Source organism: Streptomyces sp. TRM64462 (assembly GCF_013362995.1).
GTDB lineage: Bacteria > Actinomycetota > Actinomycetes > Streptomycetales > Streptomycetaceae > Streptomyces.
Genome location: NZ_JABWDV010000155.1, coordinates 1 through 24,753 on the forward strand (window position 1 = coordinate 1; position 24,753 = coordinate 24,753).

Annotated in this window: 14 protein-coding genes and 1 pseudogene; 7 read left to right on the forward strand and 8 right to left on the reverse strand. The window is 74.2% G+C overall.

The genetic code is table 11. The annotated features are described in order from the left end of the window. The 5 genes and pseudogenes from HTZ82_RS07055 to HTZ82_RS07075 all read right to left on the reverse strand — a co-directional run. Positions 1 to 319 (reverse strand): annotated as a pseudogene (locus tag HTZ82_RS07055) (hypothetical protein); the annotation flags it as partial. 88 nt (positions 320 to 407) lie between these two features. Then, on the reverse strand, positions 408 to 1,766 hold the full coding sequence (locus tag HTZ82_RS07060) for an MFS transporter (protein WP_217623758.1): 1,359 nt from the start codon (positions 1,764 to 1,766) through the stop codon (positions 408 to 410). Beyond that, on the reverse strand, positions 1,763 to 1,990 hold the full coding sequence (locus HTZ82_RS07065; protein WP_175408426.1) for an MbtH family NRPS accessory protein: 228 nt from the start codon (positions 1,988 to 1,990) through the stop codon (positions 1,763 to 1,765). The genes HTZ82_RS07060 and HTZ82_RS07065 overlap by 4 nt, the downstream gene beginning before the upstream one ends. A gap of 52 nt (positions 1,991 to 2,042) precedes the next feature. Then, the gene (locus HTZ82_RS07070) at positions 2,043 to 6,935 is read right to left on the reverse strand and encodes a non-ribosomal peptide synthetase (protein ID WP_175408427.1); all 4,893 of its coding nucleotides are present in this window, start codon (positions 6,933 to 6,935) and stop codon (positions 2,043 to 2,045) included. Beyond that, positions 6,932 to 12,076, reverse strand: coding sequence for a non-ribosomal peptide synthetase (locus tag HTZ82_RS07075; RefSeq protein WP_175408428.1), 5,145 nt, complete (start codon positions 12,074 to 12,076; stop codon positions 6,932 to 6,934). Before HTZ82_RS07075 ends, HTZ82_RS07070 begins: the two co-directional genes overlap by 4 nt. A 379-nt stretch (positions 12,077 to 12,455) precedes the next feature. On the opposite strand from HTZ82_RS07075, the gene HTZ82_RS07080 reads away from it, so the two are divergent. After that, positions 12,456 to 13,436: a LuxR family transcriptional regulator gene (locus tag HTZ82_RS07080; protein WP_175408429.1), complete on the forward strand. Its 981-nt coding sequence runs from the start codon at positions 12,456 to 12,458 to the stop codon at positions 13,434 to 13,436. 58 nt (positions 13,437 to 13,494) lie between these two features. Continuing rightward, positions 13,495 to 13,977, forward strand: a complete 483-nt coding sequence (locus HTZ82_RS07085) for a DUF456 domain-containing protein (RefSeq protein ID WP_175408430.1) — start codon at positions 13,495 to 13,497, stop codon at positions 13,975 to 13,977. 122 nt (positions 13,978 to 14,099) lie between these two features. On the opposite strand, the gene rsgA is transcribed toward HTZ82_RS07085, so the two are convergent. After that, positions 14,100 to 15,257 (reverse strand): ribosome small subunit-dependent GTPase A, encoded by a 1,158-nt coding sequence (gene rsgA / locus HTZ82_RS07090; RefSeq protein ID WP_175408431.1) that lies wholly within the window; start codon positions 15,255 to 15,257, stop codon positions 14,100 to 14,102. A 574-nt stretch (positions 15,258 to 15,831) separates the two neighbouring features. Here rsgA and HTZ82_RS07095 point away from each other — a divergent pair. The 4 genes from HTZ82_RS07095 (at position 15,832) to HTZ82_RS07110 (ending at position 20,880) form a co-directional block, all read left to right on the forward strand. Continuing rightward, on the forward strand, positions 15,832 to 17,400 hold the full coding sequence (locus HTZ82_RS07095) for a Y4yA family PLP-dependent enzyme (RefSeq protein ID WP_175408432.1): 1,569 nt from the start codon (positions 15,832 to 15,834) through the stop codon (positions 17,398 to 17,400). Further along, complete coding sequence (locus HTZ82_RS07100; RefSeq protein WP_175408433.1) at positions 17,397 to 18,737, forward strand: pyridoxal-phosphate dependent enzyme; 1,341 nt, start codon at positions 17,397 to 17,399, stop codon at positions 18,735 to 18,737. Before HTZ82_RS07095 ends, HTZ82_RS07100 begins: the two co-directional genes overlap by 4 nt. A 13-nt stretch (positions 18,738 to 18,750) precedes the next feature. Continuing rightward, entirely contained in the window at positions 18,751 to 20,010 is a 1,260-nt protein-coding gene (locus HTZ82_RS07105) for an aminotransferase class V-fold PLP-dependent enzyme (RefSeq protein ID WP_175408434.1), read from the forward strand. A 99-nt stretch (positions 20,011 to 20,109) separates the two neighbouring features. Beyond that, positions 20,110 to 20,880 carry a trans-aconitate 2-methyltransferase gene (locus tag HTZ82_RS07110; protein WP_175408435.1) on the forward strand — a complete coding sequence of 257 codons (771 nt, stop codon included), beginning with the start codon at positions 20,110 to 20,112 and terminating at the stop codon, positions 20,878 to 20,880. 7 nt (positions 20,881 to 20,887) lie between these two features. Here HTZ82_RS07110 and HTZ82_RS07115 read toward each other — a convergent pair whose 3' ends face one another. Both HTZ82_RS07115 and HTZ82_RS07120 read right to left on the reverse strand, forming a co-directional pair. Then, the gene (locus tag HTZ82_RS07115; protein WP_175408436.1) at positions 20,888 to 21,505 is read right to left on the reverse strand and encodes a DM13 domain-containing protein; all 618 of its coding nucleotides are present in this window, start codon (positions 21,503 to 21,505) and stop codon (positions 20,888 to 20,890) included. Between the two features lie 172 nt (positions 21,506 to 21,677). Further along, a complete protein-coding gene (locus tag HTZ82_RS07120) occupies positions 21,678 to 22,877 on the reverse strand; it encodes a YihY/virulence factor BrkB family protein (RefSeq protein ID WP_175408437.1) in 1,200 nt (399 codons plus the stop codon). 17 nt (positions 22,878 to 22,894) lie between these two features. Here HTZ82_RS07120 and HTZ82_RS07125 point away from each other — a divergent pair, with 17 nt between their 5' ends. Next, positions 22,895 to 24,544 (forward strand): acyl-CoA dehydrogenase family protein, encoded by a 1,650-nt coding sequence (locus tag HTZ82_RS07125; RefSeq protein ID WP_175408438.1) that lies wholly within the window; start codon positions 22,895 to 22,897, stop codon positions 24,542 to 24,544. Positions 24,545 to 24,753: the final 209 nt, after the last annotated feature.

The following is a 24,753-nucleotide window of genomic DNA, read 5'->3' on the forward strand; positions in this document are numbered from 1 at the left end:
CAGCGGCGGGGCGCCGGGGGTCCTCGCCGGGACACGGGCGCGGGGGCTGTTCGACCGCGCGGGGTGGCGCGTCGTACGGGAAGGTGCGCGGGCCCGTGGGCGGGTGTGGCTCCCACGGGGCCCGGGACGGGGGGCTGTGCGGTGGGGGGCCGTCCGGTGGGGGGCCGTGCGGTGGGATGAGCGTGCCGGAGGCGGAGTGGTAGCGGTCGTCGAGGGTGTCGCCCGTCGCGGCGTGGGCCGTGTCCGGGGCGGTGTCGTCGTAGAGCTTGTCCCACCAGTCGTCCTCGCCGGTGGCGTTCCTGTCCCCCTGTGGACTCATGCCCTTAATTGTCCTCAGCGGGGGGCGCGCGAAACGGTGCTTCCGGAAAAAGTGCTCATCATGAAAGGCCGCCGGGCGCCGGGCGCCGTCAGAGCGACGGCATCCGGCGCAGCGTACGGACGGGACGGATCAGCAGCGGCAGGCAGGCCGTGCAGCCGAGCGCGCCGAGACACCACAGGGTGGCCCGGATGCCGATCAGATCGGCCAGTGCGCCGCCGGCCAGGGCGCCGAGGGGGAGGGCGCCCCAGATGGCGAAGCGCATCGAGGCGTTCATCCGGCCCTGCATCCCGGCGGGCGTCACGGCCTGACGCAGGCTCACCTGGTTGATGTTGTAGACCGTGACGCTCCCCGCGATGAGGCCCATGGCGGCCGCGATGACGACGGCGGCACGTGCGGGGGCGGCGGTCGCCAGCAGCAGCAGACCGAGCGGGGGAAGGAGGGACGTCAGGATGAGCGTGCGCCCGGGGCCGAGGACGCGCAGCAGGACGCCGTTGAGGAGGGCACCCGCCACCGCTCCCGCGTTGCCGACCGTCAGCGCGAGGCCGAAGAGCCCCACGGACAGGCGCAGATCGTTCACGGCGTACGCCGTCAGCACGGCACTCAGGGCTCCGCCGATGCCGAAGAGGTTGGCCACGGCGGTGGAGACGGCCAGCGCGCGCAGGACCGGGTGCCGGAAGACGAAACGCAATCCGTCCCGGATGGCCCCGGCCATCGACCCGCCGGCTCCCGTCTTGTCCGCGGGCGTTTCCGCGGGTGTTTCCGCGTGCGTGTCCCCGTGCGCGTCTGCCGGGGCTTCGCCGTGCGCGGAGCCACGGCCGATGAGGCCCAGGAGCAGGGCCGAACCGAGGTAGCTCAGCACGTTGCCCCAGACCGCCGTCGCCGCCGACGTCCACTGCACGGCGAGTCCGCCCAGCCCCGGTCCCGCCGACTCGGCGGCGGAGCGGGAGAACTCCAGACGGGCGTTTCCGGCCGGGAGGTCGGCGTGGTCCACCAGGTCGGGGAGATAGGAGAGATAGGCGATGTCGAACAGGACCGTGGCCGTGCCGACCAGCATGGCCACCGCGAAGAGCAGCGGAAAGGTCAGTACCCCCGCCAGGTGGGCCAGCGGCACGGCCGCCAGCAGGACCGCCCGTACGAGGTCCGCGACGATCAGCACGGGTCGACGAGGCCAGCGGTCGACCAGGACCCCCGCCGGGAGCCCGATCAGGAGGAACGGCAGCGTCTCGGCTGCCGCGAGGAGACCGAGCTCCGTCGTGGAGGCGCCGAGTGTGGTCACGGCCAGGACCGGCAGGGCGAAGAAGGCGATCTGCGTGCCGAACTGGCTGAGCGTGTGGGCGCTCCACAGCGCGGTGAAGCCCCGGTGCAGCCACAGGCTGCGCCGCCGGGGCGGCGCCGCGCCGCGCGCCGCATCGGCCGCCCCGGCCACCTCGTCGCCCGCCGTGCTCACCGGCCGTGACGCGCCAGATGCTCGCGCAGCGACCTGGGGCGGAGGTCGGTCCAGACCTCGTCGATCCTGGCCAGGCAGTCGGCCTTGGCGCCGCGGGTGCCCTCCCTCTCCCAGCCCGGTGGCAGGTCCCGGCCGGCCGGCCAGATCGAGTACTGCTCCTCGTCGTTGACGACGACGTCGTACTGTTCCTCTTCTTCGTGTTCCTGGGGCCGGGGTGACGGCATCGGAGCCTCCTCCTGGGTGGTGGGCGGTCGCCTTGTACGGGCGCGGCGAGGGTCAGCCGGTGACGGGCGGTGCGGGGCGGCGGGCCACGGCGGCCGGCCGGTCCGTCGGGTCGTCGAGATGGCCGGCGAGCGAGGCGAGTACGGCCTTGACCCGGTGGAGCAGATCCGCGGCACCGGCGTCGGGGATCAGGTCCCGGTGGTAGCCCACCTTGATCAGCAGAGCGGGGTCCGGCCAGACGGTGAGCCGCAGGGCCTCGTCGCCGTGGGCTCCGTTGGCCAGTTGGCCCCAGCCGGCGATCCGGGACTGCAGCGCCGTGGCGAAGGGGAAGTTCTCCACCACGATCTGCGAGTCGTGGAGCCGGCCGCCGTCGGGGACGCCTGACCAGCGCTGGACGTCCAGGGGGCTGGTGCGTTCATGGGCGGCCGACTCCGCGTGGCGGTCCTGGAGCCGGCGGAGCCAGGTGCCGGTGCGTTCGGTACGGCGGATCCGGACCCGGCTGGGCAGGACGTTGTTGAGGCATCCGACCGCGTCCTCGGCTCCCGGCCCGGCGGTCGACCGGCCCGCCACGACCGTGCCGAACAGCACGTCGTCGCTCTCCGCCAGCGCCCCGAGCACCAGCGCGTAGGCGCCCTGCACGGCCGTGTGCAGGGTGAGGCCGCGGCGGCGCAGGCTCGCGCGGAGCGCGGTGGTCTGGTCCCGCGTCAGCCAGGTGCGCAGGTCCGCCTGTTCGGCCGGCCCGTCGGCGGGGCCGAGCAGGGCGGCGACCGAACCGGCCGGGTCCCCGGCGAGTTCGGCCCGCCAGTGGGCGCGGGCGGCCTGTTCGTCCTCCGGTGCCCGTGGGCCGGCCAGGTCGCCGGGCGATGGGCGGGCAGGCAGCGGCGGTACGCGCCCCGCGCGCAGGCCGTCGTGGAGCGTGAAGAGGTCCTGGAGCAGGTGGGGGAAGGACCAGCCGTCGACGTGGAGGTAGGAGAAGCTCCAGACCAGCCGGGTCGCGTGGTCGCTCCGGAACAGGGCCAGCTCCACATGGCCGGGCTCCCCCGCGCCGACCGCGCGGCCGCGCAGGTCCTCGACATAGGCGGCCATGGCGTCCGCCGTCCGGTCGGTGGTGGCGCTACGCGTGTCCTCGCGGTGCAGCCGGATCCGTACGTTCCGGTGGGTCGCCTGCCAGGCCCGGCCCCCGTGGACGTGGAGCGAGGAGCGGAGCGCCGGATGGTGCTCGGCCAGGAGTTGCCAGGCGAGCACCAGCGCGTCCGGGTCGGTGTCGGTGCCGCCGATGTCGAACGCCTCGTACACGCGGTACAGGCCGGGGCGCGGGGCGTGGGCGAGGCGGTTCAGGCCCCACCGCTGCATCGGGGTCGCGGGGTGCACGGCGGCGGCGTCGCGCAGGTCGGCGAGGAGGCGCAGCCGGTCAGGGACGTCCGGCGCCGGGAGCGGGGTCACCACCGCCTCCGCCGTGGTGCGGGCGGCATGCGTGACCGGCCCGGCGGGGACGACCGGGGCCTGCGGGGCGGGGAGGGGGCGTGCCGCCGCGGCCAGTTCGGCCAGTGTCTGGTGGCGGAAGACGTCCCGGGTGGTCAGCTCCAGCCCGGCCGTACGGGCCTGGGAGACGACGCGCATGCTCAGGACGGAGTCGCCGCCGATGCCGAAGAAGTTGTCGCCCGGCCCCACGGCGGGGACGCCCAGGACGTCGGCCCAGATCCGGGCGATGACGGCCTCCTCGGGGCTCCTCTCCTGCTCCGCTCCGGCCTCCGGACCGGCCTCGGGGCCGGTTCCGGCGTCGGGCGCGGTGGCGCGCTCCGGCGGGTCGGGCAGGGCGCGGGTGTCGAGCTTGCCGCCGGGGGTCCGCGGCAGCCGGGGCAGTACGACGAGGTGTGCGGGTACGGCGTGGGCGGGCAGGACGGTCGTCAGGAACCGTCGCAGCGCCGGACCGTCGGTCCGCTCGCCGTCCCCGGCGTCTGCCGCGGAAGCCTCGCCGTCCCGTCCGTCTTGCGCGACAGCGGCGTACGCGACCAGACGCCGGGAGCCCGCCACCGCGAGGACGCGCACGGCCGCGTCCCGCACGAGCGGATGGGTGAGGAGCGCCGCCTCCACCTCACGTGGTTCCACACGGTGGCCGCGGATCTTGACCTGGTCGTCGAGGCGGCCCACGAAGGCGAGTTCGCCGTCCGTGCCGCGCCGGACGCGGTCCCCGGTGCGGTACATGCGCGCCCCGGGCCGCGCGGCGAACGGGTCCGGCAGAAACCGCTCCGCCGTCCGGGCCGGTTGGCGGTGGTAGCCACGGGCGAGGCACGCCCCGCCGATCCAGAGTTCACCGGTCAGCCCCGGCGGGACCGGCTGGAGCGTGCTGTCCAGGACGTACGCGGTGATGCCCGGCAGCGGCCTGCCGATGGGGAGGACGGTGGTCTCGTCGGTGCCCGCGGGGGCCGGTCCGTCGAGGCGGCAGGTGGTGGCTGTGATCGTCGTCTCCGTCAGGCCGTAGGCATTGGTCACCGGGCCGCCGCCGCCCTCGTGCCAGCGGGTGAGGTCCGCGTGGTGGCCGGTGTCGCTGCCGATCACGACCAGGCGCAGCGCGGGAGGGAGGGCACGGGGCCGGGCGTGCAGGTCCCTGGCCCACTCCGCCCAGTACGGGGTCGGCAGGTTGACCACGGTGACGCCGTCGGCGACCACGGGTTCCAGCGCCGCGGGCCCCACGGTGTTGTCCTCGACGAAGACGGCGGTCCCTCCGGCGCACCATGTCGGCACCGCCTCTTCGAGGGCGACGTCGAAGGCGGGCGCGGCGAACTGCAGGACCCGGTCGGTGGCGGTGAGCCCGTAGCGCCGGCCGGTGACCCGGGCGTGGTGAGCGAGGCTGCCGTGCGCGACGGCGACGGGCTTGGGCCGGCCGGTGGAGCCGGAGGTGAACAGGACGTAGGCGAGTGACGCGGGGACGGTGGCGGGGTGGGGTCCGTACGGTCCCGGTCCCGGTCCCGGGGCCGGGGCCGGGACCGGGGCCGGGGCCGGGGCCGGGACCGGGGCCGGGGCCGTCGTGCCGGCCACGCCGGAGCCGGGAGCGGACGCCGGTGTCCATGACAGCCCGGCACCCAGTCGGCCGCGGAGCGTCTCGGCGTCGGCGGCCGAGCCGCTGATTCCATGACGGGCTCCGGCGGTCTCCGCGAGTTCCCGCAGGCGCAGGTCGGGCTGGTGGAGGTCCACCGGTACGGCCGCCGCGCCGCTGTACCAGATGCCGAGGAGTCCCGTGGCCCAGTCGGCTCCGCGCGCCACCGCGAGCAGCACGGTGTCCTCGGGGCCGGCGTCCGCCGCCCGCAGCGCCCCGGCCACCGCGCGGGCCCGCTCATGGAGTTCCCGGTAGGTCAGCACGGTGGTGCCTGCGCGGACGGCGACGGCGTCCGGTGCGGAGCGTGCGCGGCGCGCGATCAGCTCGGGGACGCAGGCGGTGTCCGAGCCGGAGGCGTCCGGCGCCGTGGCTCCGGCCGCGGCGGGCGGCTCCGGCGGACGCGTGACGCCGGAGGTGACACCGGAGGCGAGGCCGGGGGTGAGGCCGGGGGTGAGGCCGGGGGTGGCGCCCAGCGGCAGGGTCAGGGCGGGACGGTCCGGTTCCGCCGCCGTGAACGCGGCCAGCAGGGCGAGGCAGGCGTCGGCGATACCGGCCACCGTGTCGGCGTCGAAGAGCGCCGTGGCGTACTCCCAGTCCGCCACGACCCCGGACGAGGAGACCTGAACGCCCAGGGAGAGGTCGAACTTGGCTGCCGTGCAGGGCAGTTCGGCCCGGCGCGTGGTGACGGGGCCCAGCGTCGGCATCTCGATGCCGAGCTGCTCCACCGCGCACACGGTCTGCACCAGGGGCGCGGTGGTCGCCGAGCGCTCGGCACCGAGCAGCGCGACGATCTCCTCCAGCCCCGTGGCCGGGTGGCGCAGGGACTCCAGGGTGCGGTCGCGGACCTGGCGGACCAGCTGCTCGGCCGTGGTCGTGTGCGAGATCCGGACGCGCAAGGGGATCGTGGTGACGTACATGCCCACGGTCTCGGTCTGCTCCTGGCTGCCGCGCCCCGCCGAGGGGACGCCGACGACCAGATCGCGCCCGCCCGTGAGTTTGGCGAGCAGCAGGGCGTGCACCGCCGTCACCACCATGGCCGGGGTGGCCCGCCACCGCGCCCCCGCCATGACGACGGCGCGCCACAGCCCGGCCGGGACGTCCCGCTGGAGCGCGGCTCCGGGCGCCGTACCGCTGTCGGAGCGGGGCCTGTCGGTGGGCAGGTCCGTGACCGCGGGGGCGTCGCCGAGCATCCGCCGGTAGTGCTCGCGGGCACCGGGTTCCGGACCCGGCGCGGGCTTCTCGTCGAACCAGGAAGCCGGTGCCGGCAGCCGGATGTCCTCGCCCGACTCCGCGCGGTACAGCATTCCGAGGTCGCGGTAGAGGATCCTCAGCGACCAGCCGTCGCACACCAGGTGGTGGACGACGAGGACGAGAAGGTGGTCGTCGTCGGCCTGCCGGATGAGCGTGGCCCGCACCAGCGGGCCCCGGGCGAGGTCGAAGGGGCGGGCGAGCTCGTCCCGTTGACGTGCGCGGGCGGTCTCGTCGGCGCCGTACGGGGTGGCGCGCAGATCGACCACCGGGAGGGGAAGCGAGATCGGCCCCGGATCCGTCAGAGCTGGGCCGTCGGCGCCTTGGCCGTCCTCGACGCGGGCCCGCAGGATCGGGTGCCGGTCCGTCAGGGCCTGGAGCGCCCGGTGCAGGGCGTCGGGCGCGAGGTGTCCGCTGAGCCGGAGCGAGGCGTTGATGTGGTACTTGGTCGCGTCCACCGGGCCGGCACCGGCCGCGTGTCCGGTGTGCTGCCACTGTTCGGCGAACCACACACCGGCCTGTGCGGGGGTCAGTGCGCGGCGGGCGGCGGGACCGGCCGGCCCTCCGCCTCCGTCGGCCCGGCTTCCCGTGGAAGGGTTCACACCTGCTCCCCCAGTCCATCCCGTCCGCCGTACCCGAGGGAGCGCAGGTGCGCCGTCATCTCCGCGACCGTCGGATGCTCGAAGAACGCCGACGTCTCGACCTCGGCGCCCAGTTCCGTCGCGGTGCGGTGCCGGAGCTTCAGCATCAGCAGCGAGTGCCCGCCCACCAGGAAGAGGTTGCTGTCCCGGTCGAGTGCCGGCTGGTTCAGCTCCTCCGCCCAGATGCGCAGTACACGTTCTTCGAGGGCGTCGGCGGGCGGTTCGCCCGCCGCGCGGTCCTGCGGTGTGCTGTCGGGTTCGCCCCACACGGGCAGACGTGCCCGGTCGACCTTGCCGGTGGGCGTCAGCGGTACCTCGTCGAGGACGACGAAGGCGGCCGGCACCAGGCCCGACGGCAGCCGGGCCGCCGCGTGAGCGCGCAGCTCCGCCGGGTCGGGGGCCGACTCGCCCGACCGCTGGAGATAGGCGGTGAGCGTCTGGTCGGGCGCCTCGCCCGTGACGGCCACCCAGGCGGCCGAGACGCCCGGATGGGCGGTCAGTACGTGTTCGATCTCGCCCGGTTCGATCCGTAGGCCACGGATCTTCACCTGGTCGTCCAGCCGCCCCAGGAACTCCAGGCGGCCGTCGCTGGTCCACCGGGCCCGGTCGCCGGTGCGGTAGAGGCGGGCTCCCGGTACACCGGAGAACACGTCGGGGACGAATCGTTCCGCCGTGAGGCCCGGGCGCCCGTGGTATCCGGCGGTGACGCCGTCGCCTCCCACGACCAGTTCGCCGGGGCAGTCGGGCGGCATCGGGTTGAGCCGCTCGTCCACGACGTACGCCTGCGCACCGTGGACCGGGCCGCCGAGCGGTACCGGCCGGGTGCTGTCGGGGCCGGGGTCCGTGACCTCGCAGGCAGTGGCGAGGACCGTGATCTCGGTCGGGCCGTACAGGTTCCGCACCGCAGGGACGCCGTCGGCGTACAGCCGGGAGACCAGCGCGGCGGACGGCGCCTCACCGCCCAGGCTGACCAGGCGCAGCGTCGGCGGCAGCCGGTGGTCGCGCAGGAGGTCGCCGAGCAGGCTGGGCACCGCGCACAGTTGCGTGGGCGCCTGGTCCGGCGGCAGCTTCGGCAGGTCGAGGAGGTGGTCGAGGAGCTGCACGGTGCCGCCCGAGGCGAGCGGGGGCAGGAGCTCGTACAGGGACATGTCGAAGCAGATCGAGACGGTCGCGAGGGTCCGGGAGAGGGCATCGGCCGGGGTGTCGCGAAGCGCCCAGCGGACGAAGTGGTCGACGTTGCGGTGGCTGACCACACAGCCCTTGGGTGTTCCCGTGCTGCCGGAGGTGTAGAGGATGTACGCCGTCGCGTCCGGATGGGCCGGCGGCCGGGGGAACGCGGTCGCCGCTCCGGGGGAGCCCGGCGGGCGGGCCGTGCACCGGGCGACGTCGATCGCCTCCCAGGGGCCGTCGGGCAGTTCGGCCGCGGTGCGGGCGTCCACGAGCACGCTGCGGGCGCCGGAGTCGGTGAGGGTGAACTCGGTCCTGCTCCGCGGGTGCGCCGGGTCCAGCGGGAGATAGGACCGGCCCGACAGCAGGACGCCCAGCAGCGCCGCGAGCATGCGGGGGCTGCGGGACAGGAAGAGCCCGACCGGCTCGTCGCCCGTTCCCGAGGCGTCCAGCCGGGCGGCCACCGCGGCCGCCTCGGCGGTCAGTTCGGCGTAGCTGAGCTGTTCGCCGTCGGCCGCGCGGACCGCCACCGCGTCCGGGCACCGGCGGACGACGTCCTCGATCAGCCGCGCGAGGGGGCGGGCCGGTCCCGCGTCCCCGCCCGTGCCCGCACGCAGCAGCGCCTGCCTGCGCGGCGCGGTGAGCAACGCCAGGCCGGAGAGCCTGCGGTCCGGGTGGCGGGACGCGTCGGCCAGCAGTTCCAGGTAGGACTCGACCAGCTCCGTCATGAACGCGGGCGCGAACAGGTCCGCGTTGTACTCCCAGAGCAGCGTGACCCGGCCGTCGACGCGTCCGTCCGCGCCGGTCTCCGCCTCGGCGCGCGGGATCATGATGACGTTGAGGTCGGCCTTCGCCGAGCCGTTGTCCCGTTCGAACACGGTGGCCGACGCGCCGGGCAGCTCCAGGTCCGGCATGCGTGCGTCGTTGGAGCTGAACATCAGCTGGAAGTACGGGTTGGCCGCCGGGTCACGGTCCGGGTTGAGGTGCCGTACGAGTTCGAGGAACGGGTACTCCTGGTGCGCGGACGCGGTCAGCACCGTGTCCCGGGTGCGGCGCACCAGGGTGGTGAAGGCGGGGTCGCCGCCGGTGTCACAGCGCAGGACGACGGGGTTGACCAGCATCCCGATCATCTGTTCCGTCTCGGCCATCTGGCGGTTGGCGAAGCCGGAGCCGATCACCAGGTCGTGTTCGCCGGTGCAGCGCGCCACCAGGGCGTAGAAGCCGGCCAGCATGGTCGAGAAGAGCGTGGCGCCCTCCTGCCGTGCCAGCCTGCGCAGCGCGGTGACGGTGGCGGTGGGCACCTCGACGCGGACGGCGGCGCCGTGGAAGGTCTGCCTGCCGCGCCGGGGGGCCAGGGTGGGGAGGGTGGTGGGTGCGGGCGCGTCGGCCAGCACCGCCGCCCAGTGGTCGCGTTGCGCGAGGAACGCGTCGGAGGTGAGGGACGTGTGCTGCCAGAGGGCGTAGTCCGCGTACTGGTGGGGCAGCGGGGGCAGTTCGGCGGGCTCGCCCGTGACCTCGGCCGCGTAGGCGGCGCGCAGTTCCCGCATGAGGAGGCCGAAGGACCAGCCGTCGTGCACCAGATGGTGTTCGACGAGGACGATCTCGTGCTGGAGCGGGGCCAGCCGCAGGACGGTCCAGCGCACCAGCGGCAGCTCGTCCAGGGCGAACGGGGTACGGGCCCGCTCCGCGGCGATCTCCTCGGCCCGGGCGCGCCGCTCGTCGGCGGGCAGTCCGGTGAGGTCGATGACTTCGACGGGCATCGGGCCGGTGGCGTGCACCCGCTGCCGGGGCGTTCCGCCGTCGTCGTGGAAGGTGGTGCGGAAGACGGCGTGCCGGGCCGTGATGGCCGCGACGGCCCGGCCGAGCGCGTCGGTGTCCAGGGTGCCGATGACGCGGAGGGTCGTCTGCGCGTGGTAGGCGACGTTGCCCGGGGACAGCTTCTGGAGGAACCACACCTGGCGCTGCTGGGCCGTCAGCGGCACGTCCGCGTCCGGTGCGGCGCGCACCAGCGGAGGAAGGGGGAGCGGCCGCCCCGTCCGTTCCGGGGCGGTGAGCAGCGCGGCCTGCTCGGTGATGGTCGGCGCGGCCATGAGGTCGCGTACCGGGAGCCGTATGCCGAACCGGTCGGTGATGCGGTTCGCCATCCGGGCCACGGCCAGGGAGTGGCCCCCGAGGTCCAGCAGCGAGTCGTCGGTCCCGAGGTCCGTGACCTCCAGCACCTCGCGCCAGATGTCCGCCAGGGCCTCCTCGACGGGTGTGGCGGGGGGCCGGCGCTGGGCGTGCGCGGCCCGCTCCCATCCGGACGGCAGCGGGAGCGCGTCGGTGTCCACCTTGCCGTTGGGCCGCAGGGGCAGCGCGTCCACGATCACATAGCGCCGGGGTACATGGGCCGCGGGAAGCTGCGTCGCGAGGTGCTCGCGCAGCTGCGCCGCGGTCGGTACGGCGCGCGGGTCGGCCGGGACGACGAAGGCGATGAGCTCGGTGGCGCCCTCGGGGCCCGTCGGGCGGGCCACCGTGAGGGCGTCGGCGACCTGTGGATGGCCCGTCAGATGGCGGTCGGCCTCGCGCGGATGGACCCGCTGGCCACGGATCTTGACCAGCTCGTCGGCGCGGCCCAGCACGTGAAGGACTCCCTCCTCGTCCCACCGCCCCAGGTCTCCGGTGCGGTAGAGGCGGGCGCCGGGCGTGCCGGCCAGCGGGTCCGGCACGAAGCGTTCGGCCGTGAGCGCCGGGTCCCCGAGGTAGCCGCGCGCGAGGCCCGCGCCGGACAGGCAGATCTCACCGGTCTCGCCGGCCGGGACCGGCTCCAGGTCCTTGCCGAGGATCCGGACGGCCACCCCGTCGAGGGGGCGGCCGACCGGCAGTACGGCGTCGGGCTCCTCCCGTACGGGATCGGGCTCCTCCCGTACGGTGTCGAGCTCCCGTACCGCGTCGGGCTCCCCGGCGTACGGTGAGGGCTCTCCGGGTGCGAAGCGGTGCACGGTGGAGGTGATGGCCGCCTCGGTCAGCCCGTAGGCGTTGACGACCTCCGCCGCGCTGAACCGCCGCCAGGCGGCCAGGGTGGAGGCGCGGCCCGTGTCGCTGCCCACGACGAGCAGCCGCAGGTGGTCGGGCACCGGCGCGCGGCCGTCGGTGAGGTCCCGCACCCAGTGCTGCCAGTAGGGGGTCGCGAGGTTGGCGACCGTGACGCCTTCCGCCGCCAGGAGGGAACTGAGGTCTTCGGGCGACAGCACGGCGGGCGGTGCGAGGACGAGTTCGGCGCCGACGGCCAGGGTCGGCAGGATCTCTTCGAGCGCGACGTCGAACCCGATGGTGGTGAGCTGGAGCACCCGGTCGTCGGGCCCCAGGCCGTATGCCGCTGCGACCGAGGCCGTGTGGTTCGCCAGCGCGCCGTGCGGTACGCAGACGGCCTTGGGTGTTCCTGTGCTGCCGGAGGTGAACAGCACGTAGGCCGCCTGATCGCGGTGGAGGGGCCGGGCGGGCGGCGCGGGTTCGTGAGGGGCCGCCGGTGCCGCGGCCGTGTGGTCGTCGCCGCTCCGGTCGGCCGGCTGGAGGACCGGAAGGCCGACGCGGTCGGGGACCGCGCGGTGGGCCCGGTCGGTGACGCAGACGTCGGCGGCCGACAGCATCCGTGCGACCCGGTCCTCGGGCAGCCCGGGGTCGACCGGCAGGAAGGCGGCGCCGCTGCGAAGCGTGCCGAGCAGGGTCACCACGAGGTCGATGCCGCGCGGCAGCATGACCGCGACCACGGGCTCCGGTCCCGCCAGGTCCGGGCCGGCCCGGCCGATCCGTGCGGCCTCCGCCCGTACGCGGTCGGCCAGTTCCGCGTACGTCAGGCGCTCGGCCCCCTGCCGTACGGCGACGCGCTGCGGCTGTTGTGCCGCCCGTCGCAGAACGGCCTCGACGACAGGCTCTGTTCCCCCGTGTGACGACATGACGAAGTGCACCCCCGTACGAGAGGACTCTCCGGCGTCCCGTGCCCGGGGTCTCCGGGCGCGCCGACGACGGCTGTGCGTGGTCACCGGGAAGCGTGCCGTCTGGCGGGGCAGGAAAGGTAGTCATGGCGCAGAACCGAAGCCAAGATGGCCGATTACGACGGCCCTGGCCGGTTTCGGGGGGTGAGCGGGGCGTTCCGTTCCGGGTGGGTGTGGAGGGGAGTGGAGCGGTGAGTGCCGCGGTGGCGGCACCTTGGCAGAGGGGCGTGCGGTGTGGTGATGATGGGCGAGGCGGGTTCGCGCCGTGGCTGTTTTCCGCCACGGCCCGGACGGAGCGGCGTGTTCCCGGGATGAGGGCCGGAGTGAGGGGTGGGCGCGGGTGCTGACGGCTATAGGGCTGGACGAGCGGCAGGAGTCCGCGTACCGGGCGCTGGTCGCGCTGGGCGCCGCGGGGGTCACGGACCTCGCGCACCGGCTCGGCCTGGCGGAGCCGGAGACGGAGCGGACGCTGCGGCGCCTGGAGGCGCAGGGGCTCGCCGCGCGGTCCTCGTACCGGACGGGCCGCTGGGTGGCGGCGCCGCCGGGGGTCGCCCTGGGGGCGCTGGTCACCCGGCAGCGGCACGAGCTGGAGCAGGCGGAGCTGGCGGCGGCGCTGCTGGCGAAGGAGTACCGGGCGGAGGCGGCGGAGCCCGAGGTGCACGACCTGGTGGAGGTGGTCACCGGGGCGGGCGCGGTGGCGCACCGGTTCCTCCAGCTCCGGCTGGGCGCGGCGGACGAGGTGTGCGCCCTGGTCACGGGCCGCCCCGTGGTGGTGGCGGGCGCGGAGCACGACGCGGAGGAGCGCGCGGCCCGCCCGGGCGTGGCGCACCGGGTGGTGGTGGAACGCGAGGTGCTGGAGGTGCCGGGCGGGGTCGCGGAGCTGGCGGCGGCGCTGGGCCGGGACGAGCGGGTACGGATGGTGGACCGGGTGCCGACGAGGCTGGTGGTGGCCGACCGGTCGCTGGCGATGGTGCCGCTGACGGGCCGGGGCGCGGAGCCCGCGGCGCTGGTGGTGCACGCCAGTGGGCTGCTGGAGTCGCTGATGGGCCTGTTCGAGGCGGTGTGGCGGGAGGCGGTGCCGCTGCGTCTGGATCCGGGCGGCTCGGTGGCGGGGACGGCGGCCGCGGGCCCGGACACGACGGACCTGGAGATCCTGTCGCTGCTGCTGGCGGGTATGACGGACGCGAGCGTCGCGAAGCAGCTCGACCTGGGGCTCCGTACGGTCCAGCGCCGCGTGAAGGGCCTGATGGAGCTGACGGGCGTGACGACCCGGCTGCAGCTGGGCTGGCATGCGTACGAACGGGGCTGGGTCAGCCGCTGACCTCCCCCGACGCACCTGCTGACCTGCACGGACGGCGGGCGTCCTGCACGCTGGACAGATGGGTGTGTGGCAGCAGCTCCTGGTCGCTCTGGTGCTGCTGCTCGGCCTCTTCGGGGTCCTGGTCCCGGGCGTTCCGGGGCCGTGGCTGGTGTGGGCGGCGGTGCTGTGGTGGTCGCTCCAGGACACGTCGGCGGCCGCGTGGTGGCTGCTGGTCGGCGCGACGGCCCTGCTCCTGGTGACCCAGGCCGTGGTGTGGCAGCTTCCCGCCCGCCGCCTGCGCGGCGTCGGCGTGACCCGCCGGATGGTGGTGTACGCGGGCGTCGGCGCGCTCGTGGGCTTCGTCGTGCTCCCGGTGATCGGCGCGGTACCGGGCTACGTCGGCGGCATCTACCTCTCGGAACGCCTCCGCCTCGGCGGCCACGGCCCGGCGGCGGCGTCGACCCGCGCCGTCATGCGCGCGATCGGCACGAGCGTCCTGGTGGAGCTCTTCGCCTGCCTCCTGATCGTCGCGGCGTGGCTGGGCGTGGTGGTCGGTACGTAGCCCCCGCTCCGCCCGGCGGGCCCCGGGGCGCGGAGGCCCCGCGCCCACCCCCGCACCCGCCCGCCCGGCTGGATGCGGGGCGAGCGGGCGGCGGGTGGCGGATGCGGCCAGTTCAGGTGCGATCAGTGCAGGGGGTGCGGGCCGGCGCCGCGTTTGGCGGCCATCGCGGCGCGGCCCTCGGCCCCCCTGCGTTTCCACTCGCGGCGGAGTTCCGCCCGTACCCGGGCGTCGGTCTTGGCCACGATGTACGCGTTCTCGCGCTGCAGCTTGCGGTAGCTGTCGAGCCGGCGTTCCGGCAGGGTGCCGGAGGCGACGGCGGCGAGGACGGCGCAGCCGGGTTCGGCCTGGTGGGCGCAGTCGTGGAAGCGGCACGACGCGGCCAGTTCCCCGATCTCCGCGAAGACCTGGCCGACGCCCGCCCCGGCGTCCCACAGCCCGACGCCGCGCAGGCCCGGTGTGTCGATGAGGACGCCGCCCCCGGGCAGGACGAACAGGTTGCGGGTGGTGGTCGTGTGGCGGCCCTTGCCGTCCACGTCGCGGGTCGCCCGGACGGCCATGGCGTCCTCGCCGATGAGCGTGTTGGCGAGGGTCGACTTGCCGGTGCCGGACACGCCGAGCAGCACCGTCGTGCCGCCCGCGACCAGGGCGCGCAGCACGTCGACGCCCTCGCCGGTGACGGCGCTGACCGGGAGCACCTGTACGCCGGGCGCGGTGGTCTCCACGTCCTGGACGAGGTACGACAGGCCGACCGGGTCCGGTACGAGGTCGGTCTTCGTGAGGACGACCAGCGGCTGCGCCCCGGACTCCCAGGCCAGTGCCAGGAACCGCTCGATGCGGCCGAGGTCGAGTTCGACGGCGAGCGAGACGGCGATGACCGCGTGGTCGACGTTGGCCGCGAGGATCTGCCCGTCCGACCGCTTGGACGAGGTGGACCGTACGAGGGAGGTGCGGCGCGGCAGGTACGCCCTGACGTAGCGCGGGGATCCGCCGGCCGGGTCGACGGCCGCCCAGTCACCGGTGCAGATCACGCGGAGGGGATCGTGCGGGGTGACGAAGGCGGTGTCGGCGCGGACGGTGCCCTCGGGTGTGATCAGGTCGCACTGGCCGCGGTCGACGCGGACGACCCGCCCCGGGACCAGGCCCCGGTCGGCGTACGGAGCGAACTCCTCCTCCCAGGCGGCGTCCCAGCCGTAGGGGGCCAGGGACGCGAAGGCGGAGGAGAGAGAGGCGGAACGAGAGAGGGAAGGAGAGAGGGAAGACGAACAGCGGGAGGAAGACAACGGGAGCCCTTCTCGGGGCGGTCCCGGACGTCGCGTTCTCGACGTCAGACGGGGACCGCGGAAGTGGGAATGATGATCTTCTGCAGCCGGGCAGCGGCCGCCACCGTGACAGTCACCATGTCCTCACCCCCTGAGCGTCGTTGTCGTTGGTCGCCGTGTGCGACGTCCACACGTTAGCCGGGCTCCGCCGGACCGCGCCAACGGTTTTTCGGTCCCACTTCCTGTACGGCGATCGACGTATGTCGAGTCACCCCTTCCGTCGTAACCGGATGCGGCGTTCGACACCGGACCGTCCATCAGTTCATACGTCTGTCGCATGAGACGGTGGTCCGCGTCCGGTCCGCGAGCGGGGCGGTCGCGCCGGGGCGTGCTGAGGGCGCGCACCCCAACCGGCCTGCGGAGTCACACATTCCGGATGTGTGGGATCCGTGACACACCACCAGATCGCTTATGACAACCATTGTCATCTGCTGGCATGCTCGACCTCCGGCACGTCGCCCCGTCACACTCGGCCGAGTCAGTCCCTCCGAGACGACACCTTCCGTCCCTTCGAGAGGACCAGGACCACACCCGCATGAGCGATCCGCTGTATCTCGCACCACGCCTGGAGTCGCGGCCGGCGGCGCTGCTGGACTCCCCCGTCTTCCTCCACTCCTTGGTCGCCGCCCTGGGCTCCCCCCTCAACGTGGTACTGCCGGACCAGATGGCCGACAACGTACGGCGTTTCCAGGACGTGTACGCCCGGCACCGGCTCGCCGGGCGGATCTGCTTCGCGCACAAGGCGAACCGCTCCAGCGCCCTCGTGCGCCGGCTCGCCGCGATCTCCGCACCCGCGAACGGCCCCGCGGCACACAGCCCTGCCGCCCACAGCCCTGCCACCCACAGCCCCGCCGCAAGCGGCGCGTCCTCGGCCGGAGCCTCCGTCGGCATCGACGTCGCCTCGCTCGGCGAGCTCCAGCACGCACTCGGCTGCGGCTTCACACCGGAACGGATCACCGCGACCGGCCCGAAGGACCCCGCCTTCCTGTGGCTCGCCGCCCGCACCGGGGTCACCGTCGGCACCGACTCGGCGGGCGAACTCACCGCGCTGGCCGCGCTGGTGGAGCGCCACGACCTCCCCCGGGTCCGCGTCATGCCGCGCCTCTCCGAGTTCACCGCGCCGGGCACCCGCACGCTCACCCGCCGCAGCCGGTTCGGCACTCCGGCCGACGAGGCCGACGCGCTCCTCGACCTCGTCGAGAAGCACCCCGGCAGCCTGGAGCTCACCGGGGTCTCGTACCACCTGGACACCATGTCCCTCGCCGAGAAGGCCGTCGCGCTCGAAGGCTGCGTCCGCGTCCTGGACGACTGCCGCCGCCGCGGGCTGCGGCCCCGTGCCGTCGACATCGGCGGCGGGTTCGGCGTCGACTACCTCGCCGACGGCGCCCAGTGGGAGGCGTACACCACCGAACTGACCCGCGCCCTGCTCGGCAGGCGCCCGCCCCTCACCTGGGAGGGCCACGGCTACGGGCTGCGCGCCGAGAACGGCACCCTGCGCGGCGCCCTCGGCGTGTACCCCGGGCACCGGCCCGTCGCCGGCCCCCGCTACCTGGACGAACTCCTGGGCCAGGCCGCACCGTCGCTGGGCCGCCCGCTCGCCACGCTGCTCCTGGAGAACCTGTACGACCTGCACGCCGAGCCCGGCCGTGCCCTCACCGACCAGTGCGGCATCACGCTCGCCGAGGTCCTGGAGGTGCGGGCGACGGCGGCCGGCGAGCGGCTCGTACGGATCGCCGCCAACGCCCGTGACGTGGGCCTGGAGGACCACGGGCTGCTCGTCGACCCGGTCCTCGTACCGAGAGGCGCGCCCGACGACGGCGTCGAGCGGCCCGTCGGCGTCTACATCCTCGGCAACCTCTGCCTGGAGTCCGATCTCATCAGCCGCCGCACCGTGTTCCTGCCGCGCGCGCCGCGCCCCGGCGATCTCCTCGCGTTCGTCAACACCGCGGGCTACTTCATGGACTTCACCGCCGACCACGCCATGCGGCAGCCCGTCGCCCGCAAGGCCGCCGTCCACCAGGACGCCGCAGGGGCGTGGCGCTGGTGCCTCGACGAGCAGTACTGGCCCCATCTCACCGCGGACGAACCGGGGGGCGCCCTATGAGGTACGACCACATCACCGACGCCATCGGCGACACCCCCCTCGTCAGGATCGCCCCCGAGGTGCACGGACTCGCCCACATCGACCTGTACGCCAAGCTGGAGATGCTCAACCCGTTCGGCTCGGTCAAGGACCGGGCCGCCTGGCGGATGGCCCGGCCGCATCTGGAGCAGGCCCGCGCGCAGGGCCGTACGGTCGTCGAACTGTCCAGCGGCAACACCGCGAAGGCCCTCGCCGTGATCGCCGGGATGCACGGGCTGCCGTTCAAGAGCGTCACCAACCGGATGAAGGTCCCCGAGATCAAGGACCTGCTCCTGCTGCTGGGCGCGGAGATCGAGGAGCTGCCGGGGCAGGCCGAGTGCCTCGACCCGACCGCGACCGAGGACCCGCTGACCCGCATCCACCGGATGCTCACCGAGGACGACGGCCAGTACCTGCACACCGACCAGTACTACAACCCGGCCAACGCCGAGGCCCACGCCTCCGGCACCGGGCCCGAGATCATCAAGGACCTGGGCGGCGCGGCCCCCGACTGGTTCGTCGCCGCCGTCGGCACCGCCGGGTCGTCCACCGGCACCGCGCGCGCCCTGCGCGCCCACGCCCCGGACACCGGCGTCATCGGGCTCGTCGCCCACAAGTCGGACTTCATACCCGGCATCCGGAACATCGACGAGGTCCACGAGGTCGGCCTGTTCGACCCGGAGACGTACGACACGCTGGAGTCGGTCACCGCCGACGAGGCCATCGACGGCATGCTGACGCTCGTACGCCGCTGCGGCATCCTCGCCGGCCCGACCGGCGGCGCCGCCTATTTCGGAGCCGTACGCCATCTGCGCGCCGTGGACGCCGGACTGTCCCGGGACGAGTCCGGCGACGGGCGGCGGCGGACCGCGGTGTTCATCGTCTGCGACCGCGTCGAGAGCTACATGAGTTACGTACGGCAGCGCCGCCCCGAACTGCTGCGGCGCCCGCCGCGCCCCAACTCGCCCGCCACGCTCACACCGGACGAGCTGGCGGCGGTGCACGTCATCGGGGTCGAGGAGGCCCGGGCGTGGATCGACACGGAGCGGCCCGTGGTCGTGGACCTGCGGGGCGCGTTCGCGTTCGCGGCGCTCCACATCGAGGGGTCCGTCAACATCGTCGACGAGCTGTTCGCGGAACTCCTCCACGGCGGGCTGCCGTTCGGCCGGTCACAGCCGGTGCTGCTGGTCTGCCCGGTCGGTGAGCAGTCCGTCGCGTACGCGGCGCTGCTGACGCGGATGGGCCACCGGAACGTGCGGAGTCTGGCCGGCGGGATCATCGCCTGGCGGGACGCGGGCGCGCCGATGGTGCGGGACTGAGGCGGTGGACACGATGGGCGACACGACCAGGCAGTCGAGGCACACGGCATCGGCCGCGTTCCCGGCGCCGTCGGCGGGGCTGCGCGAGTGGCAGCGGCCGCTGCGCGAACAGTTCCCGATCGTCACCGGCAACCCCGGCCTGGCGTATCTGGACAGCGCGGCCACCGCGCAGAAGCCGAAGGCGGTGCTGGACGCCGTCCAGACGTATCTGACCGGCTGCAACGCCAACGCGGGCCGCGGCACGTACACGTGGGCCAACCGCACCACGGCGCTCATCGAGGAGACCCGGGAGCGGGTCAAGGCGTTCCTCGGTGACCCGGCACCCGACCGCTCGGCCGTGTGGTTCACCAGCGGCACGACGGACGGGCTGCGGACCGTGGCCCGCGACTGGCTGGTGCGGGAGCTGGCGGACGGCGACGAGATCGTGGTGCCGTTCGCGGACCACGAGGCCAACCATCTGCCGTGGCTGGAGGCGCGGGAGCTGCTCGCCGAGCGGGGCGTGCGGATCACCGTGCACCCCCTGCCGTACCAGCAGGACTCGCGGGACTACGACGTGGACGCGCTGGCCGCGCTGGTCGGGCCGCGCACCCGGTTCGTGGCGGTCACGCACGTCCACCACGTGTACGGCGCCGACATGAACGTGCACCGGGTACGGAAGGTGGTCGGCCCGGACGTGCCGATCTGCCTGGACGCGGCGCAGAGCGTGGGCCATCTGCCGCTGGACCTGGGCGCGCTGGACGTGGACTTCGTGGTGTTCTCCGGGCACAAGGCGATGGCGCTGCCCGGTACGGGCGTGGTGTGGGCGCGCGGGCAGCGGGGCGGCGCCTTCCGGCCGGGCGGCTGGCAGGGCACGCCCAACACGACGGGCATCCTCAGCCTGCGGACGGCCCTGGACTGGCTGGACGCTGCCGGCCTCGGCCGTATCGAGGAGTGGACGGTCGGTCTCGGCGTACGGCTCACGGACGGGCTGAGCAAGCTCGACGCGTACGAGGTGCTGGGCTGCCCGCTCAGTCTGACGGCCGACTCGGCGGTGCAGCGCCGGCAGGGCCTGGTGACGTTCCGGCACCGCTCGATCAGCGCCAACGACCTGGGGTTCATCCTGGCCGCCCACGGGCTGCTGGTCCGGGCGGACGGCCTGTGCCAGGCCCGGGCGGGCGAGAGCGACAGCTCGGTGCGGGTCAGCCTGCACGTCTACAACACGCCCGAGGAGATCGACCGGCTCCTCGGGGTGCTGTCGGACCTGGCCGACGACCGGCCGGGCGGGCAGCGGTAGGGAGTGTCCGCAGAGCCGCCCGGCAGCGGGGACTTCGCGGGCACGGCCTGAGGCAGTACGGAAGCAAGGGAGCACGAGGGGACGATGTCGCGACGGTTGATGTCACGGCCGCTGACGGCCGAGCGCGCGGGTGAGTGGATCCGCCGGTGGGAACTCCAGCAGGAGCGGTACGCGTGCGATCGCGAGGCCCGCTTCACGGTGATCGCCGATGTCGTGGAGGCCGCGACGGCGGCCGTGCCGCGCCCGCTGATCGCCGACCTGGGCTGCGGCCCCGGCTCCCTGGCGGCCCGGCTGGCCGAGCGGCTGCCGCACGCCGAGGTGGTGGGCGTGGACACCGATCCGCTGCTTCTGGCGCTGGGCCGGGCGCACCACGGCACGGCGGTGCGGTTCGCGGACGCGACGATCGGCGCGCCCGGGTGGCTGGCGTGCCTGGAGCTGCGCGGCCGTCCGCTGGACGCGGTGGTGTCGGCGACGGCGCTGCACTATCTGCCGGAGCCGGCGCTGCTGTCGGTGTACGAGCAGGTACGGGACCGGCTGCGGGGCGGCGGCGTGCTGGTCAACGGCGACCACCTGTTCCAGGAGGACCCGGCGGTCGCCGCACTCGCCCGGGTCGTCGGCAGCCGTCACGCCGAGCGCCACGGCGCGGACGCCCACGAGGACTGGACGGGCTGGTGGGCGGCGGCCGCCTCCGCCCCGGAGCTCGCCGGCCCCCTCGCCGAACGCGCCCGCCGCGGCCCGGGCGCCGGCGGCGACAACGGCCTGACGCTCCAGCGCCACGTGGAGCTCCTCCACAAGGCCGGTTTCGCCGCGGCGGGCCCGGTCTGGCAGTACGGCCCGAGCTGCGTCCTGGTCGCGGTACGGGAGCCGTAAGCGACCGTCAGGCCGCCGCCTTGAGCGTCGCCGCTCCGAAGGACACGTCGAAGCGGTCGCACCAGATGCTGACGCTGGAGTACGTGTCGAGGTCGAAACCGGCGGGCAGCGCGTAGTTCTGGTCGCCCTTGTTGCCCTTGAGCTTGCCGAGGCTGACGTACGCCCCGTCGTCGAAGACGTGCCACCCGGCCTTGCCCTCGATCACCGGGGCGTCCGTCACCCAGACGCGCAGATCGGGGCCGTTGCTGGTGTCGAGTCCCTCCAGGCGGAGGACCTGGGACCCGTCGGTCAGCCGGACGACACGTACGGAGCCGCTGGTGGCGTGCTCGTGGCTGATGAAGGTGCCGGTGGCGAGGGTGCGGGGCCCGCTGTCGCCGGAGGGGGCGGCGGGCGAAGCGGGAGCGGACGGGCCCGCCGGATCCGCGGGCGCGGCGGGGGCGGAGGGGGCGGCGGGCGCGGCGGGGTCCGCCGGCGCCGAGACCCCCGGGAGGGCCTCCTGGACCGTGTCGTCGGTCCACAGCTTCCACGGCTGGAACCAGTACAGCCCGAAACCCAGCCCCGCCAGCGCCACCACCAGCACGCCGATCACCACCGGCCGGGCCACCAGCCGCCGCGCACCACCCATCGTCACCACTCCTCGCGTTCGCTCGTCCACGGGTCACGTGGCTGCCATTCAACTCGGCGAACGCCCCGCTGAGGACCGTGATCCGATGACGAATTCCTTACGGCGGACGTCCGATCCGCACAGGACGGCACCGTCCCGGCGGGAGGCCGCTCCCGGTGACCGCCGGCGGTGCTCACCGGGGCCTCCGGTCGTCGGGCCCCTTGCTCTTGCCGTTCCGTTCCTTCTGGAGCCGCGCCCGGACGTCGTCCGGCGGCAGGAAGCGCGACCACCGTTCGGGGAACTCCGACGGCATGTCCGGGTCGTCCGGGTCGTCCGGGGCCGGGTTCTCACCGTCCGGTGCCCGTGTCCGGGCGAGCAGGGCCTCGGCCTCCGCCGCGCGGAGGCGTTCCGTCTCGGCGCGGGCGGCGGCCGTGGAGACCGACGGCCACACACGGTCGATGGCCGCGTTCACGGCGGCGCCCACCAGCACCGCGAAGGCCGAGATGCCGATCCACAGCAGAACGGCGATCGGTGCGGCCAGGGAGCCGTAGATGGTGGGGCCCTCGACCGTGTTCGTCAGATAGATACGGAGCAGGAAGCTGCCCAGCACCCACATCCCGAGCGCCACGAGCGCGCCCGGCACGTCCTCGATCCACGGGGACCGCACCGGCACGGACACGTGGTACAGGGTCGTGAGGAACGCGACGGACAGCAGGATGACGACCGGCCAGTACAGGACGGCCACCACCTCCGTACCCCACGGGATCAGCTCCACCACGCGGTCCGGGCCGACGACCGCGAGCGGCAGCACGACCGCGCCGATCACGAGGGCGATCAGATAGAGGAGGAAGGCGAGCAGCCGCGTCGCGACGATGCCGCGGTGCCCGTCCAGGCCGTACATGACGGTGATGGTGTCGATGAAGACGTTCACGGCCCGGGACCCGGACCACAGCGCTATGGCGAAGCCGATGGAGATGATGTCGGGGCGACCGCCCTGGGTGACGTCCTCCAGGAGCGGTTTCGCGATGTCGTTGACTCCGTCCTCGGAGAGGACCGTGCCGACCGCCGCGAGGATGTTCTTCTCGATGGACGCGACAGTGGTCGTGTCGGTCCACTCGTCGATGTAGCCGAGCAGACCGAGCAGACCGAGCATGAGGGGCGGCAGCGACAGCAGCGTGAAGAAGGCGGCCTCGGCGGCGAGGCCGAGGATCCGGTACTCGATGCACGAGTTGACGGTGTCCTTCAGGAGGAGCCACGCCAGCTTCCGCTTCGAGACGTTGCGGTAGAGGACGCGGGCCCGGTGGAGTCGTCCCGTGGACCCGGTGCCGGGCCCTGAACCGGGTCCGGAAGAGGACCCTGGGGCCGACTCGGGTGTTTCCTTTGCTGCCTGCACCTCCTTACCGTATCCGCATGGCAGCCACCACCCACACTGTGACCAATCAGCCTCCGCCGCTGGTCGGATACGACGTCTTCGCCGCCGACCGCGCGCTCACGGAAGCCGTGGAACGCCACCTTCCGCCCGAACTCCTCGACGAGGCACGGCAGGAGCTCTCCCGGCTGGGCACCACGGCGGGCTCGGCGCAGGCCCAGTCCTGGGGCGCGCTCGCCAACGAGTACCCGCCGCGGCTGCGCACCCACGACCGGTACGGCCACCGGATCGACGAGGTCGAGTTCCACCCGGCCTGGCACCGGCTCCTCGGCCACGCGGTGACCGCCGGGCTGACCGCGGCCTGGGCCCGCCCGTCCGGGCACGTGCGGCGCGCGGCCGGGTTCCTGGTGTGGACGCAGGCGGAGGCGGGGCACGGCTGCCCGCTGTCGATGACCCACGCCGCCGTTCCCGCGCTGCGCGCGGACCCGGAGCTGGCCGCGGTGTGGGAGCCGAAGCTGACCTCGCGCGTGTACGAGGGCGAGGAGCTGCGCCCGCCGGCCGAGAAGACCGGGGTGCTCTTCGGAATGGGCATGACGGAGAAGCAGGGCGGCAGCGACGTCCGGGCGAACACGACGGCGGCGGCGCCGCTGGAGGCCGAGGGGGAGTACGTACTCACCGGGCACAAGTGGTTCTGCTCGGCGCCCATGTCGGACGGCTTCCTGGTGCTGGCCCAGGCGCCGGGCGGCCTGACCTGCTTCCTCGTGCCGCGCGTCCTGGAGGACGGGACGCGTAACGTCTTCCGGATCCAGCGGCTCAAGGACAAGCTCGGCAACCGCTCGAACGCGTCCAGCGAGGTCGAGTTCGACGGGACGTGGGCGCGCCGGGTCGGTGAGGAGGGGCGCGGGGTGCGCACCATCATCGAGATGGTCGCCGCGACCCGCCTCGACTGCGTGCTGGGGTCGGCCGCGCTGATGCGGCAGGCGGTGGCGCAGGCCGTGCACCACTCGGCGTACCGCAGCGCGTTCGGCGGGCCGCTCATCGACAAGCCGCTGATGCGGAACGTGCTGGCGGACCTGGCGCTGGAGTCGGAGGCGGCGACGGTACTCGGGATGCGGCTGGCGGCGGCGTACGACGCGGTGGAGTCGTCCGGTGCCGAGCACGACCGGGCACTGCTGCGGCTGGCGGTGCCTGCGGCCAAGTACTGGGTGACGAAGCGGTGCACGCCGACGGTGGCGGAGGCCCTGGAGTGCCTGGGCGGCAACGGGTACGTGGAGGAGTCGGGGATGCCGCGGCTGCTGCGCGAGTCGCCGCTCAACTCCATCTGGGAGGGCTCCGGCAACGTCCAGGCACTGGACGTGCTGCGGGCGCTGCAGCGGGAGCCGGAGGCGCTGAACGCGTTCCTGAACGAGGTCGGCGAGGCGCGCGGCGCGGACCACCGGCTGGACGCGGCCATCAAGGGCCTGCTGACCGAGCTCGCCGACCTGGACGGCATCGAGGCGCGGGCCCGCCGTCTGGTGGAGCGGATGGCGCTGGTGCTGCAGGGCTCGCTGCTGGTGCGGTGGGCGCCGCCGGAGGTCGCGGACGCGTTCTGCGGGTCGCGGCTGGGCGGCGACTGGGGCACGGCGTTCGGGACGCTGCCGCACACGCTGGACCTGGCGGCGGTCGTGGAACGTGCGCGGGCCGTGGTGTGAGCGGCCGCGGGGCGCGAGGCGGTGGTGCGAGCGGCCGCGTCGTGCGAGGCCGTGCTGTGAGCGGCCCCGGGGCGAGAGGCCGTGCTGTGAGCGGCCGCGCGGCGCGAGGCGGTGGTGCGAGCGCCCGTGGCGCGCAAGGCCGTGCTGTGAGCGGCGCCGGGGCAGTGGCGTGAAGAGGCGCGGGGCCGTGGCGTGAACAGGCGCGGGCC